We start from the raw sequence: 16,274 nt of genomic DNA, 5'->3' as shown, positions 1-16,274 counted from the left end.
TTAACTTGGGCCTGCTGCAATGCGTAGATGCTTACGTAGGAAATTCGCGTTAATAGGCGGGGTGTTGCGGCATGCTGAAGAATGGCTCAGACTCGCTCTGGCGTTCCGGTGATACCGTGGTCGAAACCGCGCTTATTCAGCATTCTTGCTTGCCATCGGTATTTCGCGGGTAGGGCTGAAAGGCCGGCCGCGTCATCAACAAGAGCTTCCACTGCCGCCCTGAGCCCGGAATCGAGGGACATTGCGGCGTTGAGATCTTTCAGTTCGCCATATCCCTTAATGTTCGGAAGGTCGTTGGTCGCCGGATCAACGGCAAAACCTTCCGGCGCAATCCATTTCGATAATGTCGTATTTCGCGCGAAGAAGACCGCGCCGCTATCAAGGCTGGTGCCGTCGCTCAGCTTGACATCGCCCTCATAGCGGATTTCGTTGCCCACGAGATATTCGGACACACGCGTCCCATCAACGCCGATCGAAACGATACCGTGGTCGGACAGCGTGCTGATCTCGTCGGACGTCGCGACACCGTCGCCATTCAAATCCTGCCAGATTCGCAACGAGGAAAAGATCGCATCGTTGGCATCGATCAAGCCATCGCCATTGCTGTCGGCCCGCCCCAGTTCGGTGAAACCGTCTTCGGTCGCCGAGCCGAACAGTTCACCGATCCCATCCACGACGCCGTTGCCATTGGCGTCAGCGAGTAGAAAGCCATCATCACCGCTCAGCCGGCCGGTGCGCTCTGCGAAACCATCATCCATAAAGTCAAAGTGGGCATTGGACGCCTCGACGGAAATCAGTTCGATACCGTCACCGTCTAGGTCGATCACAAACGGATCGAGCGGCGGCATCGGAGGCGAAGGCGGCCAGCCGAAGGGGAAGTCGATCTTAATGCCTGGATACCAGATTTTCAAACACTGTTATATAAGGTCAGGACCAAGAGACGGAGTCGTATCAATTATCCAATTTATAAAAGTGTTAGATTATCGTATATGTTAAATACATCTCCAATTTCGGCATGGAGAAGTAGATCCTTTGCTGTTCCTCATAGGGCATCCTTTTCTGCCGAGGATAGGAGATTACCCTTTCCATAAGAGTATTCTATTTAAAGCAGAAAAAGAGGGATACAGGCGGCTGCATATGCTTGAGCTCCCCATGTAGGGAACTCGTCGTTAGGCAGACTCGAGATCGCTCGTAGTAGATCCAGATCTGCCTGAGCGCGGGCGTGAGTGTCAGGATTTTGATATCTCTTATCATGATTATAGAAGAGCACGTCTAGTGCATCCTTCAGGGTTGCTCCAAAGTCGAGTAGCTCTGGGTGGACTTCCCCACCGGAATATCCGGGGCCTCCGTAGTTGCCGTAGGTCGGTATCCAAATCAGATGGCCAGGAATTTGCACCTTCACGTTCCAATTGATACTCATTGATAAGCCCTCGTAAAGAAGCGTTTGGTGGCCTCGCTCAGATCTGTTGCAACCAAGAGGCGACACGGCAAATCAAGTGAACACTCAACGATCTCGAATTTTGAACCGATAGGCTTGAGGCCGACGACCTTATTAGTTGTCGGAGCCATAAAAAACAGTTCTTTAGGCGATTCGCTCAAAGTCGTCGAATTATTCTCTGAGCCCAGTCGAATTACACGCCACTTCGGGCCTGAATCAATCGAATAAATCACAGCATATTTGAGATTTTTATCGACAGAGCTTCTCTCGACACTTTTTAAATTTGAAATCAATTGATATGAAATCAATTGATACGGATCGATGTCTTTGACAATATCTTCTTGTGAGAAGCAGAAACTCAAGTTGCGCTGCCAGGGTTCTGACGAGGACCGTTCAATCATCTTGCTAGGCGGCCACTGTTCCCCGAAAGGAATACCCAGCTTAATTGCAATGCATTGGTTGGCCAAGAAGGGCCGTCCAATTTGATAGGCGAGAATGCCGGGAAGAAGCCTTTTTCGCTCGCCCGTGACAACGTCGAACTTGAAGAGAGCTCGCCGCTGGTTGGGATTGCGCGATGTCCTGCTTGGTTCGGACAGCTGCTCGCTAAAATAGATTTCTTTGCCCACTTTCGTGGGATAGAAGACCGCCCTCTCACCTTCGTAAATTGGATGGAAACGATTGCCCTCCAAGTCCACCTCGACGATCCGCTGCCCGACGAGAGCTACTGGATCCGGAAAGAGATTAATCTGGTTGAGACTGCCCTCTCCCTCGACGATAATCTCCTGCAGCAGTTCCTTTCGTGAATCGTAGAGGAACGACCTCACCTCACCGCCTTTCAGCACGCTGAATGAGATCAAAGAACAGTCGGCATTACATGTGAGGTCGAGAACCTGATGGTTTCGCTCACCGTGAGCGGTCAATCCATATCTCCATGTCAAGAGGCCGCCCACGACAAGAACCGAAAAAATGAGCAAGAGATTTCGTACGGCCATGCTGGTTCTAACCGCTCACGAACGAACTACTGCAAAATATGAGCGAGTCCCTGACAGTCGACCAGCGCTCTTCATAGTTTCACCCTTCAAGACAAAAAACCTTGAACCGCTTTTCCCTCTGGCGGCCACACCTCTAGAATAGGAAAATAAGCGCGCGCCAGATGCCAAGTCCAGCACTCCTTAGTTGTATTCAAGAAGATTCTATAACGCCAAATCGGTTACATTTGCTCTGGCGTAAAAAAGGCCTGCGGAATTTTAATTGATACATTCGAAAGGGCCGCAGAGGCGTCGGCTTAATGTCAAACACATCGACAGACGTTCCGTCTGCTTAACGGCGGCCCCCGAGCCGATTAATCATTTCTCGGAGGACCTGCCAGTCAGCTAAGCGCTCCCATCGAGGACATTCCGGCATAGCTTGTCCTGCCCCAGTAGCGGACGTTCGCGCTATCCTCATAGAACGGCAGCTTCGCGCCGCCATATTAGTCGTTCAAAACCTATAAGTTCTACCCGCAAAGCTGCCCTTCACCCATACGGGCTGAAGGTGCCACCATAGGGGGAGCAGCCTTTGCTTACAGGGGTCTAAAGTCGTCATGTCCAAGGCGCTCGGCTGCGCGTTCTTGCGTCCAAACTGTAGTTGCCCAAGAAAAAAGCGCTCGCCGGAGCGAGCGCCTTATCTGGTGCATATCTCAGCTTGTTAACGGCTGGACTGCGATTTCTGAACAAACTCCATATAGCTCCGCAGGCCACAGAAATCAAACAAAAAGTAGAGGCCGAAGCCCCTCCTTTCCGCCCGGGTTCAGAAATCGCAGGCCAACCGCAACTACACGCTCCACTTTACTTGAACGCATCAAGTAAGAGGGTAACGTAATTGCGCGACGCGCGGCGAACCGAGTTTGCGCCACAGTTGATCTTTCTGTGTAGCCAGCGCTTTTGGAGCAAATCAAAAGTGCTGACACCAAGACCGATTCGCAAAAGCAGAATGTCATTGCTTAAGCGATGTGTCAGCACGTGGAGCATGTAAGGAATTATTTTGAAGTAGGGGACGATGGCCGATTATCATACAACCTGGGGATTTGACCTCGGAACCAATTCGCTCGGCTGGGCGGTTATCGAAACACGCGGCGAGCCGGGCCAGGGCAACGAAGGTCGTATCGTTGACAGCGGCGTGCGGATTTTCTCGCAGGCTGAAATGGCGGGGCGCGATCCGCAGTCGAAAGCCTCACTGGCCGTTGCCAGGCGCGAGGCGCGCGGTGCGCGGCGACGCCGCGATCGCTACCTGAAACGCCGGCGGCGGCTGCTCGATCTCCTGACACAATACGGCTTGATGCCGGTTGACGGCGAAGCGCGCGAAAAGCTCGTGCGCGATCATGAGGACCGCAAGGGCGGCGACTTGTCGGAATCGGTTTATGCCCTGCGTGCCCGGGCGCTCGACACAGCGCTCACGCCGCACGAGATCGGACGTGCGATATTTCACCTCAACCAGCGCCGTGGCTTCAAATCCAATCGAAAGACCGACCGCAACGATCCCGAACAAGGCAAGATCGCGACCGCCATCAATGCCCTGGAAGCACAGATGATTGAGAACGAAGCGCGGACTTTCGGTGAGTGGCTGCATATGCGTCGTGAACAGGGTCTGTCGGTGCGCGCGCGCATGACTGCCGATGGTAAGGGTTACGACTTCTATCCTTCGCGTGCGGCGCTTGAGCGCGAGTTCGACAGGATCATGCAGACCCAGAAGCGCTTCCACCCGAAACTGCTGGGCGACGGCGTTATCGCCGACATCCGCGAAGCCGTTTTTTTCCAGCGCCCGCTGAAGCCGGTTCTGGCGGGCAAATGCTCTTACAATACGAAGGAAACCCGGCTGCCCAAGGCGCATCCCTTATTCCAGAAATTTAGGCTGCTAAAAGAAGTCAACGAACTGGAAATCGTCGGCGAGGACCAGCAGCATATTAAGTTGAGGCCGGATCAGCGTGACGCGCTGGTGCTAGCACTGCGCACCGACCTCAATAAACAAGGCAAGATACCGTTCTCCAAGCTGAAGAAGCAACTCGGCCTTGGCAAGGAAGCGCGCTTTAACAAGGAGACCGACAACCGCTCCGACTTGGAAGGCGACGTCATCTATTTCCGCATGTCGCGCCCGGAGTGCTTCGGCAATCGCTGGGCGGACATAACGGTGGAAGACCAGGCCGCGATCACCGACAAGTTGCGCACGGAAGCGGACTACAAGGAACTCGTTCGCTGGCTGCAACTGGAAGCCGGGCTGGACGAGACACAGGCCAAGGCGGTGGTTGGCATGCCGGTGCCAGATGGCTTCGGCCGCCTTGGGCCTACGGCGTTGGCGGCGCTTATCGACGCAATGGAGAACGACACCGACGAGAACGGCCACGTCATCACCGAGGCTGCTGCCGCGAAAAAAATCTATGGCCGCACCAACTCCGAGGCGGATCCCAACCGCAGGGGCACTGCCTATCTGCCGAAATACCAGGAGGTGCTGGAACGCCACATTCCGCCGGGAACCGGCGAGGCCGACGATCCTTACGACGAGCGCATGGGCCGCATTACCAATCCGACCGTGCATATCGCGCTCAACCAGTTGCGACGCATCGTCAATGCGCTGATCGCCAAGCATGGCAAGCCGGACCGCATCGCCATCGAGGTCGGCCGCGAGCTGAAGCTGAATGACAGGCAGCGCGAGGCGGTCAACAAGCGCATCGGGAAAAACACGAAGGAAGCACGGCGGCGTTCTGCTGAACTGACCGATACCCACAAGGCGGCTGATACCGGTTACAACCGACTGCGGCTGAAGCTGTGGGAGGAGATCAATGCCGACCAGCCGCTCAACCGTCCTTGCGTCTATTGCGGCAAACCGTTGTCGGCGGCCATGGTGTTGAGCGCCGAGACCGACATCGATCATATCCTGCCCTATTCGAAGACGCTGGACGACAGTCAGGCGAACAAGGTGCTGTGCTGCACCGCCTGCAACCGCGAAAAGAAGAACCGCGCCCCGGCCGACGTGCCGCAATGGCGCGGGCGCTATCCAGATATTCTCGCCCGCGCAACCACGTTGCCGAAAAACAAGCAGTGGCGTTTTGCCGAGGATGCCATGGACCGTTTCGGCGCGGAGGAAGGGTTCCTCGCCCGGCAACTGACCGATATGCAGTATATCTCGCGCTTGGCGCTGACCTATCTCGCTCACCTCTATGACTACGAGGAGCCGGACCTCGATGGGGTCTTCAGACGCCATGCCCGTGTGCGCGCGCTGCCTGGACGCATGACGGAGATGCTGCGCCGGTATTGGAGCCTCAACGAGCTGCTCCCGGACCACAACCTCGTCGATATTGACTTGACCAGGCATAAGAACCGTCTCGACCACCGTCACCACGCCATCGACGCCATCGTCATCGCCTGCACCTCGCGGGCGTTGATCCAGAAGCTGGCGACGGCTGCTGCTCAGGCGGAAGAGAAAGGCGCGGAACGGGTCGTGGAGAAGATCGCGCCGCCGTGGGAGAGTTTTCGAGAGGATGTGCGCGCAGCCGTCAATGACATCACGGTCAGCCACAAGCCGGATCATGGCACGGTCAGCCGCGCCGGTTACGCCAATGGACGCGGGCAGACCGCCGGCAAGCTGCACAATGATACTGCCTACGGCCTGACCGGCGAAAAGGACGGGAAAGGCAACGATCTCGTCGTGCGCCGTATTCTGATCACCGACATCAGGAAGCCGGCTGACATCATGAAGATCCGCGCCAACGAACATGGACATAGCGAACTTCGCGACCGGTTGTGGCAAGCCACGCGCGGCTTGGAAGGCAAAGCCTTCGAGGAGGCCGTACTGGACTTTGTAAACAACGACTCGAAGTTCAAGGGCATCCGCCATGTGCGGATCGCCGAAGTCGAAAGCCCTGTGTGGATCGAGCATGGCCCGGGCGGGGAACACCGCAAAGGCTATCTACCCGGCGGCAACGACCGCTACGAGGTCTGGGAAATGCCCGACGGCCGATGGCAAGCCGAAGTCGTGACGACATTCGATGCTCATCGACCGGACTTCGTTCCGCGGATGCGACAGGCGCATCACAATGCCCGCAAGATCATGAGCCTGAAAAAGGGCGACATGGTCGCCTACAACGACCCCGATAGTGGGAGGCGCATCATCGCAATCGTCCGCAAGTTCGATCAGCGCAACAAGCAGCTTTATCTCGATCCGCACAATGAAGCAGGTGAACTCGACAAGCGTGAAAGGGAGAAGACGTACAAACCGCTCCGACCCATGCCGAACCCGCTGAAGAAATACCGGCCGCGCCAGGTCCGTATCGACGAGATTGGTCAGGTGTTCGACCCTGGCCCCTGGTGGGAGAACCGCGGCGGTTAACCAAGAGTTAAGCTCGGCAGGGCGCGCAGTACGCCACGGTGGTAGATTGCGAACATGTTGCGCGTGGTCGATCTTTCCACCGACGGCTTGTATGTGGCCGTCCACCGCGGCTTTCTCACGGTCTCCAAGGATCGTGAGGAAGTCGGACGTATCGCACTCGACGATATCGGAGGCGTCATTGCCCATGCCCATGGGCTGACATGGTCCAACACGGTGTTCGTCCGTCTTTCCGAACGGGCAGTACCCGTTGTTCTCTGCTCTCAGAACCATATGCCGGTGGCTTGTATCTGGCCGCTGGAGGGAAACCATCTGCAGGGCGCAAGGCTCAATGCTCAGGCAAGCGCACCACGTCCGAAGGCCAAGCGCATATGGCGCGATATCGTTGTTGCGAAAATACGCATGCAGGGTGCCGTCCTGGCCTCTGTCGGCGTGGAATCCGGCGCGTTCGACAGGCTTATGCGAAAGGTGCGTTCCGGCGACCCGGACAATGTGGAAGCGCAGGCCGCGCGGCGTTACTGGCAGGCGTTGATGGGGAAGGATTTCCGTCGCGACCGGGCCGCGGAAGGTACCAATTCACTGCTCAACTACGGCTACACGGTGCTCCGCGCGACGATCTGCCGGGCCGTGTGTGCCGCGGGGCTTCATCCTTCGATCGGCCTTCATCATACCAATCGCGGCAATGCGTTCGCGCTTGCCGATGATCTCATGGAGCCGTATCGCCCGCTGGTCGATCGTGCCGTTTACAATCTTGTGCGAGATGGCTGCGCGGAGGTGTCGCCCGAAGCCAAGACCGCCTTGGCGGCATTGATGGCACTGGATCTGCCCGCGCCGCACGGCATGAGCCCGCTTCACGTGCACGCGACACGTCTTGCACAGCAATTGGCGGCCTCGTTCTGCGACGAGGCAAAGGGTCTCGATCTGCCGGTGCCACCGGATCCGCTGACGCTGACGGGTTTGGCGCACCGAAGTAAAGCTGCATGACCACGCTGTACACGCAGAAACGGGGAGAGCGGACGCAACTGTCCTATATGTCCGCTTACAGGCTGATGTGGATGCTCGTAACCTTTGATTTGCCGGTGGATACAAGAAAGCACCGAGCGCAAGCCACGAAATTCCGCCAGTTTCTGCTCGATCAGGGCTTTGAGATGAGCCAGCTTTCGAACTATCTTCGGCTGGTCAACGGGCAGGATCAGTTTGATACCTATTCCCGGCGGATCGAATCCAATCTTCCGGAACGCGGGGATGTCTTCATCTTCCAATTTACGGACCGGCAATATGAAAACATCGTCAGATTCAGCGATCAAAGTCGCCGTGCACGTCGGAAAAATCCAGAGCAAATCGCCCTGTTCTAGCGGCTCTGACTTGTTCTGCGCCAGAATGAAACCCCAAGCCCTGTGTGAAAACAGGGGCTTGGGGAAACATCCAGGCTAGCAGTTCAGAAATCGCAGGCCAACCGCAACACCGTCCCTGACATGTCATCGCGATCGATGAGGCTAGCAGTTCAGAAATCGCAGGCCAACCGCAACGAAAACGAATAACCGATCGCGTTATGCTGGAGGCTAGCAGTTCAGAAATCGCAGGCCAACCGCAACTGCAAACAAGGCCGCCATCTGCCGGGCCGAAGGCTAGCAGTTCAGAAATCGCAGGCCAACCGCAACTCGCGGGCGAATATGGGAATGAGAAGGAGCAGGCTAGCAGTTCAGAAATCGCAGGCCAACCGCAACTGGTATGGCAAGGTGCCGCCGCATGAGGTGAGGCTAGCAGTTCAGAAATCGCAGGCCAACCGCAACAGGAAGGGGGTGGACTTGTCGGAGCTGTCCAGGCTAGCAGTTCAGAAATCGCAGGCCAACCGCAACGTGCAGTCGAGAAGATGCGATCTGCATTGCAGGCTAGCAGTTCAGAAATCGCAGGCCAACCGCAACACAAGGCGGCCCATGCCCAAGCCATTATCGAGGCTAGCAGTTCAGAAATCGCAGGCCAACCGCAACGAGCCGGTTGCGCGATAGCCCGCCTCTACCAGGCTAGCAGTTCAGAAATCGCAGGCCAACCGCAACGCTGCGCGGGCGGCAGGCTTTCTTGCAAGAAGGCTAGCAGTTCAGAAATCGCAGGCCAACCGCAACCACTCCGTGCGTCGACCGATTTGGTCGCCGAGGCTAGCAGTTCAGAAATCGCAGGCCAACCGCAACTCGTGGTCGTCGAAGGAGGCCAGTTCGGCCAGGCTAGCAGTTCAGAAATCGCAGGCCAATCGGCGGGAGTGAGATTGCCGATGCTCTCGTGGTATCGGCGGTGGTTGTAATGATCGACGAACGCCGCGACCTGCCGCTCGAGATCGCCCGGCAGGAAGTAGTTTTCGAGCAGGATGCGGTTCTTGAGCGTCTGATGCCAACGCTCGATCTTACCTTGGGTCTGCGGGTGAAGTGGCGCTCCGCGGACATGGCTCATGCCGTTGGCGTCGATCCACTCGGCGAGTTCGGCGGCGATGTAGGACGGGCCGTTGTCACTGAGCAGCTTCGGCTTGTGCAGCACCCTGGCGCTGTCACAGCCTGATGCCGTGAGTGCCAGGGTCAGCGTGTCGGTGACGTCCCCGGCCTTCATTGTGGTACACAGCTTCCAGGCGATGATGTAGCGGGAGAAATCGTCGAGTACCGTCGACAGATAGAACCAACCCAGCCGATGACCTTCAAATAGGTGAAGTCGGTCTGCCACAGCTGGTTGGGCGCTGTGGTCTTGTCGTGGAACTCGTCGGCGGCCTTGATAACGACGAAGGCCGGGCTGGTGATCAGGTCGTGGGCCTTGAGCAGGCGATAGGCCGAGGATTCTGAGACGAAGTAGCCCTTCGTGTCGGTGAAGGTGACCGCCAGTTCCCGCAGCGACAGCTCCGGTTCGTTCAGCGCCAGCTCGATGATCTGGTCGCGGACCTCATCGGGGATGCGGTTCCAGACCCGGCTCGGACGGGGGCTGCGATCCTCCAGAGCGTCGACGCCGCCGGCAAGGAAGCGGTCATACCAGCGGTTGAAGGTCGATCGCGGAATACCGAACTTCTGCAACGTGCGCCGCGTCGACAGATGCGAGCTCTCGACCAGGCGGATGATCTCCGCCTTATCGGATGCGGGGTATCTCATTCGTCGTCGCCCCCATCCGCGATCATGCTTTTTTTGCGCAGCCGCAGTTTCAGCGCCTGCTCGGCGACGACCTCCTTAAGATCGCGCGCCTCCTTGCGCAGCACCTTCACCTCGTCGCTGGTTGCGGCGCGCGCCGTGTCGCCGGCAAGCCGCTTCTTGCCGGCTTCCAAGACCTCCTTCGACCAGTTGTAATAAAGGCTCTCGGCGATCCCCTCGCGCCGGCAAAGCGCCGCGATCGACTCCTCCCCGCGAAGGCCTTCAAGCACAATGCGGCTCTTCTCCTCCCCGCCATACTGCTTGCGGGTCGCGCGGCGGATGTCCTTGATGACCTGTTCCGCAGGCGCTTTCCCTATCCCGGATTTCTGTCTCATCTGCGCTCCTTTGAAAGGCTACGATAAACCAGAAACCCTCCGCTCTCAGTTAAGCCAATTTGGTCCCATCAGTGCTGACGCCGGACAAGCATGACGGGATTGTTGCATGGACATACATATGAGAGACATTGCCCGTCAGGAGTTCCTATTCAGCATGTCCAAGAGAAGCGATGCATGGCTCAAGCTGGTTCAGGCGGTCGGCCAAATCGAGGTGGCTGTCGGCAAAGCCATGCAGGAAAAGCATAGGTTGGGACTTTCGGAATACCGGGCGCTTCAGGTGCTCGCGCGTTCGCCCGATTCCGAACTGCGCATGCAGGAACTGGCTGCGTATTTGGGATTGAATCAAAGTTCCATCTCGCGGTTGGTGGAGCGTCTGGAACGCGCGGAGCTTACAGTTCGCGATCTTTGTCCGGACGACAAGCGTGGCGTCTACACGGTCCTGACCGAAACGGGCCGAGCGCGCCTTCAAGGCGCACAAGCCGACTATGGCAAAGCGCTGGACTCAGCGATCAAGCGGTACGGATGCGAGGATCTGTTGTCCGCAAAGCTCGTTGCGTCTCCTTAGGCGAAGGCCAAATGTTCGAATCAGCAAGTGGATCAGATCGCGATTTGCATCCTCATGATTGCCCAACAAGGTCGGCTGCTGTTCGGTCGCTTGGCTACGATTAAAGACGATTTGGCGGACCTGCACGGAACCTCCCCATCATTTCGGGCGGCAGCACGGCCATGGCTCAGCAACCGGCGCAAAACTTATGGGTCAATAACGATCCGCCGTCTGCCCCTCGAAACACACGGCATGAAGGCGCGTTGGCGTTCGTCCTCGCCAAGCACTTTGTCGCGGTGATCGACGTCGCCTGAAAGCAGCTCAGTCCGGCATTCGCCACATATGCCGCCTTCGCAGGAAAACGGCACGTCGATGCCGTGCTCATGCAGGGCCTCGAGCGCCGTCTGCTGCTCCGACACTTCGAAGGTTTCGCCAGTTTTGCTGATTTCGATCTGGAATGCGGGTCCGAATCGATTGTCGGACGCGGCGAGAGCCGAGAACTGCTCGAAGTGAATGCGTTCGGCCGAAATTGCCAGGGAAACAGCAGTTCGCTGGTACGCTTCCAGCATGCCGGCTGGCCCGCAGCAATATGCATGCGTCGTTTCGGACATGCCTGTGAGAAGCTCTTCAAAATCAAGCCGCCGTGGAGCCGTGGGATCCTCATCAGCATAGAGAAAGAGACGATCGGCAGGACAAAGCGTCCGGATTTCCTCCAGAAAGGCCATGTCCTGCAGGGTACGCCCGCAGTAGTGCAACTCGAAGCTACGCTCGTAGCGAACGCATTCGTAGATCATCGCGAGGATCGGCGTGATCCCAATGCCGCCGGCGATCAGCACGGAGTGACCCGGCTCTGCGGTGAGTTGAAACTGGTTTGCCGGATAGGTGACGAACAATTCATCGCCGGGACGAAGAGCATGAACGCCAATCCCGCCACCGCGGCTTTCGGCCTCCAGCAGAACCCCGATCCGGTATGTGGTCGGATCGCCAGGGTCGCTGCAGAGGGAATAGGGCCGCCTGATCCCGTTCGGCAGGTGCACGGTGACATGCGCGCCAGCCTCAAAGGGCTGCAGCTGCGGGCGATAGGCGTGTCGCAGCGTCACCGCGCGCACACGGTCGGTTTCGCGACTGACCGCTTCCACCACGGTCTTCTGCAGAAGCTTCATTGCCATGAGGGACCCTCAGAAGAGCGGTGCGATCGTGTCGCCCCTTGCAATCGTGCCACCCTTGACGATCTGACAGTTCAGGCCGGACCGATTGATCAGGGGATCGAAGACGGGGCGGTCGAGCAGGCGTTCCAGATATTTGCAGGGCACGTTGAGGCGTCCGCCGTAAAGCTCCACGGAACCGACGCGGAAGCGTTTGCCGACAAGGTGGTTCAGGGGAACGCCGACTGTCACGAGGTTGCGGCGTGTCTCATGCGGTTCGATCGTGATGCCGTGATCCCGCTCGATCGCTTCGAGCGTTTCCTGTTCGATCAGCGTCACCTGGCGGTCGGGATGCGGCTTTCCGGAGTAGTATCCATTGCCCAGCGCGTATCTGTCGCCTTCAAGACCGACGCCCTCGACCAGCCGCGCGCTGGACAGAGTTTCCATTTCCACCCCTGCCGCTTCTGCGATGTAGATGCCTTCAAGACGTCCGCGCCAGGTCAGACTGGTGTCATCGGTGGCGCGATCACTGGCAAGCCGTTTCTCCAATTGCGGCAACCGGTCCTGCCCCCAGAAAATCTCACCCTCAACGACATAGCTGGGCGCACCGAAGACGCCGGCCTCGATCGCTGCCTGTGTGTTGTCGTCGATGAGGGAGCCGGACTCCGCGCTTCCAATCCAGTGCTGCACCTGCTCGCCGGAATATTTGAACATGGAGGCAATGTCCTGCAGCGTCGCCATGTCCGCAATATTCCGGTCTTCGATCCAGAGCGCGCGCATCACAGCCTCGGCCAGATCGCCGATATCGTGATTTTGGAGAATGGCGCCGGCGAGCAACCGCAGGGCATTTTCATTGTCGACCGGAAAATGCTGCGGTTGCGGGATCAGGTCGGAGCCCAGCGCCTGCGCCCATCTCTCAAGTTCAACCATTCGATAGGCCTGCCGTTGCTGCGATCGCTGCATCAGCGGCAGCCCGCCGGTGGCCTGGAGGAGGGACCCGCTGCGCACAGGCTTGTATGCCACGGTTGCGTTCAGTCGCCTTGCAAGGTCCCGAAGGCGGCGATGGCCCAGAAAGGACCAGTCGGACGACGGCCAGAAATAGTACTCAATGACAGCTTGAGACATTTATTGGAGTTCCTGTGGGGTAGGGGGAAAGGCATTGGGACGGCGCCGAACAGCCGAGGCCACAAGCCATGCGAGAATGGTGATCGCCAGGATCATTGCGCCGCTCCGCCAAAGCGGGTCATCGCCAAGCAGGCACGCAAGGCCGGCAATGCCGAGCAACGGCCGCAGAACGAACGGTACCTCGCGCTCGAAGAACCCCTCGACCGACACCGATAGCGCGGCAAGAGAAATCAGTGTGATCGCGCCGCCGGTGAGAGCGCCGATGAGCTCTCCACTCAAGATCGGTGTGGTGAAAAAGGCAATCGGCAGAACGTAGATCGACTTGGCGATCCGCCAGGCGATCATGCCGGTGCGCAGCGGCGGACTGTTGGCAATAGCCGCCGCCGCATAGGCGGTGAGGCAAACCGGCGGCGTGACATTGCTGTCCTGGCTGAGCCAGAAAATCGCCAGATTAGCGGCAACGAGAATGGCAGCCATCGTCGCGGGATCGACCGCTTGGTCGACAAGCAACGCTCGCGATTCCTGAGGGAGTTCGTTCAGGAAGACGCGCGCAGCCGCTTCTCCCTTGCCGATGGACGCCGATTGGGGATCGAGCAAAAGCAGAACGGGTTGCAGGGCGTCCGAAATATCGCCCGTGGCGAGCGGCTGGATAATCGCCTCCAGTGAAACGATCTGCGCCAATGCGGGAGCGCTCAATGTGGCCAGAACCACATAGGCGGCGGTGACCGGCAGGCCCATTCCCAGAACGAGGGACGCTATGGCGATGAGCAGAAGGGCGAGCAGCAGATTGCCGCCGGCCCAGTCGACGACGAGCAGCGAAAAGGTCGCGCCGAGGCCCGTCATCGCTATGACATTGACGACAAGACCGATCGCGACGAGCAACAGGCCGGTCAGCGCCGCGTTTCGCGACCCCTCCGATAGCGCCAGCAAAATCCGGCGCGGACCCATCGGCCGGTCCGTCAGCCACGACGTGGCGATGACGAGGCCGATCGCAAGGCCCGCAGCGTAGACCGGCGTATAGCCCAGCGCGAGCATCACGACGACACCGCAGACGGGGATCAGGAACGATACGCCGCGTTTCCTGACGATGTCCCAGGCGTTCTGTTCGTCCTGGAGCACGTCCTCACCCGTTTCCAGACCGATCCGCTTTGCTTCGATGCGAACATTGAGCGCCAGCGAGAGGAAGAAGAGGAGGGCGGGCACGAGACTGAGCAGCACGATATTGGCGTAGGAGGTCTGCGTGTAGCTGGCGATCAGGAAAGCGCCGGCGCCCATGACGGGCGGCATGAGCTGCCCGCCGGTCGATGCGCTGGCTTCCACCGCGGCTGCAAATTGCGGAGAAAAGCCGCTGCGTTTCATGAGCGGGATAGTGACGACACCCGTGCTGACCGTGTTTGCGACGGCCGATCCTGAAACTGTTCCGGTCAGCGCCGATGCGCCGATCGCGACGAAGCCTGGTCCACCGACCATTCGGCGGGAAGTCACCTTGGCAATATCGACAATGAACTCGCCAGCGCCCGAGCGCATGAGGAACGCCCCGAACAGAACGAACATGAAGACGAAGCTGGCCGATATGCCGGCAATGCTGCCGAACATTCCCTCATCGGTATAAACGCTCCGAAACAGCACCGTCTCGATGCTCAATCCCGGAAAGCCGAGCGGCCCGTCGATAAACTTGCCCCAGAAGAGCGCGTAGCTGAGAAACAGCGCTATGACGACGGCGACGATCGGGCCGCTACGGCGCGCGAACTCAATGCCGCCCAGAATAACGAGCCCGACGCAGACAAGCTCCCAGGTGTCGAAGTTCATTCCCCGTGCATAGAATGCGCTCTGGCGGGCGACGAGAACAAGGGCTGCCAGGGCCGGCGCGAGCGTCACCAGGCTGACGACCAGCCATGCCCACCGGGTCTTGGGCCTCGCGACCAGAAGCAGTACGAGGGCCAATGCGGCAAAATGCAGGGCCGCCAGTTGCTGCAGCGGTGGCACCGCGAACAGGTTGAGCCACAAATGCAGAAGGGAGACCGCCGCACAACCCAATGTCCGGGCATCGAAGCCTTCGGGCTTGATCGCGTTCATGTCGCTGCAAATCCAGCTCAGTCCGCGAGAAGCGATTGAGGCACGTCCACACCCGCCTCGCGATAGAAGCTGACGGCGCCGGGATGGATCGGAAGCGGGGAACCCTGGATGGCGTTTTCAAGCGCCATCTCTTTGGTCGCGCCATGGATCGCCTGAAGAAATGGCAGGTTTTCATACATGGTCTTGACGATCCGATAGACGTGCTCGTCCGGCACATCGCTGCGGCACGTCAGCAGGTTGGGCGTGGCCATCGTCATATGGTCTTGCGACTGACCCGGATAGGTGCCGGCCAGGATCACATAGGGGGACCAGATACCCAGGTCCGCATTCGCCTTGGCAATCTGATCCTCGGTGTATGACAGAAGCGAGATTTCGCTGCCTGCGGACGCCATGAGGCGGGTGACCGCGCCGACGGGAACACCGCCGCCTATGATCGCACCGTCGATCTGACCGTTCATGAAGGCGTCGACCGTCGCATTATAGCTTAGACTCGTCAGATCGAAATCGCTGTCCAGATCGTAGCCGAGATTGTTCAGCATCACCGTGTTCGATCCGATGGTTCCCGAATTGGGCCGACCGAACGAAACCGGGTGTCCCTTGAGGGCGGCGAGGTCGTCTATCGTACCAGTGTCGACGAAATCGTTGCGGATGACGGGATGCTCGACATTGTTCCAGAGCATGGAGATGGCGCGAATATCGCGCTGCGGCTCCAGTTCGGAGAGTGCGCCGCTGCCAGTGCGGGCAAAATGGCCGAAGACCGATTGCATGATGGCAAATTGGGCTTCGTTGCGCTTCAGCAGATAGACATTCTCTCCGGAGCCGGCAGAGTTGATGGCGTTGAGCCGGATGCCGGTTTCGGGGGCCAGCCGAACCTGCGTCAATGTCGCGATGGCGACGCCGACCGGATAGAATGTTCCGCCGGTCGACGCCGTCGAAAGAACGTATTCCGATCCTTCGGCAGCCCGTAGGCCGCGGGGCGCCCCAAGCAACCCGACCAATGCGGCGGCCGAGCCACCCATCAGAACATTGCGCCGGCTTGTGTTGAGGCTCGCTCGAATAGCTTTCATGACGTTCCCTCCCTGTCACCAAAGG

Annotated in this window: 12 protein-coding genes, 1 pseudogene and 1 CRISPR repeat array; of the genes and pseudogenes, 4 read left to right on the top strand and 9 right to left on the bottom strand. The window is 58.5% G+C overall.

The window, feature by feature from the left end; all coding sequences use genetic code 11:
* Positions 1-86: 86 nt before the first annotated feature.
* On the bottom strand, positions 87-848 hold the full coding sequence (locus tag B7H23_RS04270) for a hypothetical protein (protein ID WP_094076104.1): 762 nt from the start codon (positions 846-848) through the stop codon (positions 87-89).
* A gap of 568 nt (positions 849-1,416) precedes the next feature.
* On the bottom strand, positions 1,417-2,430 hold the full coding sequence (locus B7H23_RS04265; protein ID WP_094076103.1) for a hypothetical protein: 1,014 nt from the start codon (positions 2,428-2,430) through the stop codon (positions 1,417-1,419).
* A gap of 1,045 nt (positions 2,431-3,475) precedes the next feature.
* Between B7H23_RS04265 and cas9 the strand changes: the two genes are divergently transcribed.
* The 3 genes from cas9 to cas2 are packed head-to-tail and all read left to right on the top strand — an operon-like array spanning position 3,476 to position 8,151.
* Positions 3,476-6,799, top strand: coding sequence for a type II CRISPR RNA-guided endonuclease Cas9 (cas9, locus tag B7H23_RS04260; protein WP_094076102.1), 3,324 nt, complete (start codon positions 3,476-3,478; stop codon positions 6,797-6,799).
* Positions 6,800-6,853: 54 nt separating this feature from the next.
* On the top strand, positions 6,854-7,780 hold the full coding sequence (gene cas1, locus B7H23_RS04255) for a type II CRISPR-associated endonuclease Cas1 (RefSeq protein ID WP_094076101.1): 927 nt from the start codon (positions 6,854-6,856) through the stop codon (positions 7,778-7,780).
* Positions 7,777-8,151, top strand: a complete 375-nt coding sequence (cas2, locus tag B7H23_RS04250) for a CRISPR-associated endonuclease Cas2 (RefSeq protein ID WP_240534964.1) — start codon at positions 7,777-7,779, stop codon at positions 8,149-8,151. The genes cas1 and cas2 overlap by 4 nt, the downstream gene beginning before the upstream one ends.
* 72 nt (positions 8,152-8,223) lie before the next feature.
* Positions 8,224-9,051: a CRISPR direct-repeat array (repeat unit 36 nt; unit sequence AGGCTAGCAGTTCAGAAATCGCAGGCCAACCGCAAC).
* Between the two features lie 58 nt (positions 9,052-9,109).
* Here the strand turns inward: cas2 and B7H23_RS16325 are convergent.
* The 3 genes and pseudogenes from B7H23_RS16325 to B7H23_RS04235 form a co-directional block, all read right to left on the bottom strand.
* Positions 9,110-9,505, bottom strand: a pseudogene (locus B7H23_RS16325) (transposase); the annotation flags it as partial.
* A complete protein-coding gene (locus tag B7H23_RS04240; RefSeq protein WP_094076100.1) occupies positions 9,391-9,921 on the bottom strand; it encodes a helix-turn-helix domain-containing protein in 531 nt (176 codons plus the stop codon). The gene B7H23_RS04240 and the pseudogene B7H23_RS16325, both read right to left, overlap by 115 nt.
* Positions 9,918-10,292, bottom strand: a complete 375-nt coding sequence (locus tag B7H23_RS04235) for a transposase (RefSeq protein WP_094076099.1) — start codon at positions 10,290-10,292, stop codon at positions 9,918-9,920. Before B7H23_RS04235 ends, B7H23_RS04240 begins: the two co-directional genes overlap by 4 nt.
* A gap of 118 nt (positions 10,293-10,410) precedes the next feature.
* Between B7H23_RS04235 and B7H23_RS04230 the strand changes: the two genes are divergently transcribed.
* A complete protein-coding gene (locus B7H23_RS04230) occupies positions 10,411-10,857 on the top strand; it encodes a MarR family winged helix-turn-helix transcriptional regulator (RefSeq protein ID WP_240534962.1) in 447 nt (148 codons plus the stop codon).
* A 185-nt stretch (positions 10,858-11,042) separates the two neighbouring features.
* Here the strand turns inward: B7H23_RS04230 and B7H23_RS04225 are convergent, their stop codons facing one another.
* The 4 genes from B7H23_RS04225 to B7H23_RS04210 are packed head-to-tail and all read right to left on the bottom strand — an operon-like array spanning position 11,043 to position 16,249.
* Positions 11,043-12,005: a PDR/VanB family oxidoreductase gene (locus tag B7H23_RS04225; protein WP_094076098.1), complete on the bottom strand. Its 963-nt coding sequence runs from the start codon at positions 12,003-12,005 to the stop codon at positions 11,043-11,045.
* A gap of 9 nt (positions 12,006-12,014) precedes the next feature.
* Positions 12,015-13,106 carry a DsbA family protein gene (locus B7H23_RS04220; RefSeq protein ID WP_094076097.1) on the bottom strand — a complete coding sequence of 364 codons (1,092 nt, stop codon included), beginning with the start codon at positions 13,104-13,106 and terminating at the stop codon, positions 12,015-12,017.
* Entirely contained in the window at positions 13,107-15,182 is a 2,076-nt protein-coding gene (locus B7H23_RS04215; RefSeq protein WP_094076096.1) for a TRAP transporter permease, read from the bottom strand.
* A 17-nt stretch (positions 15,183-15,199) separates the two neighbouring features.
* Positions 15,200-16,249: a TAXI family TRAP transporter solute-binding subunit gene (locus B7H23_RS04210; protein WP_094076095.1), complete on the bottom strand. Its 1,050-nt coding sequence runs from the start codon at positions 16,247-16,249 to the stop codon at positions 15,200-15,202.
* Between the last annotated feature and the right edge of the window lie 25 nt (positions 16,250-16,274).

This window comes from Notoacmeibacter marinus, from assembly GCF_002238045.1.
Lineage (GTDB): Bacteria > Pseudomonadota > Alphaproteobacteria > Rhizobiales > Rhizobiaceae > Notoacmeibacter > Notoacmeibacter marinus.
This window is presented reverse-complemented; position numbering and strand designations above follow the sequence as displayed.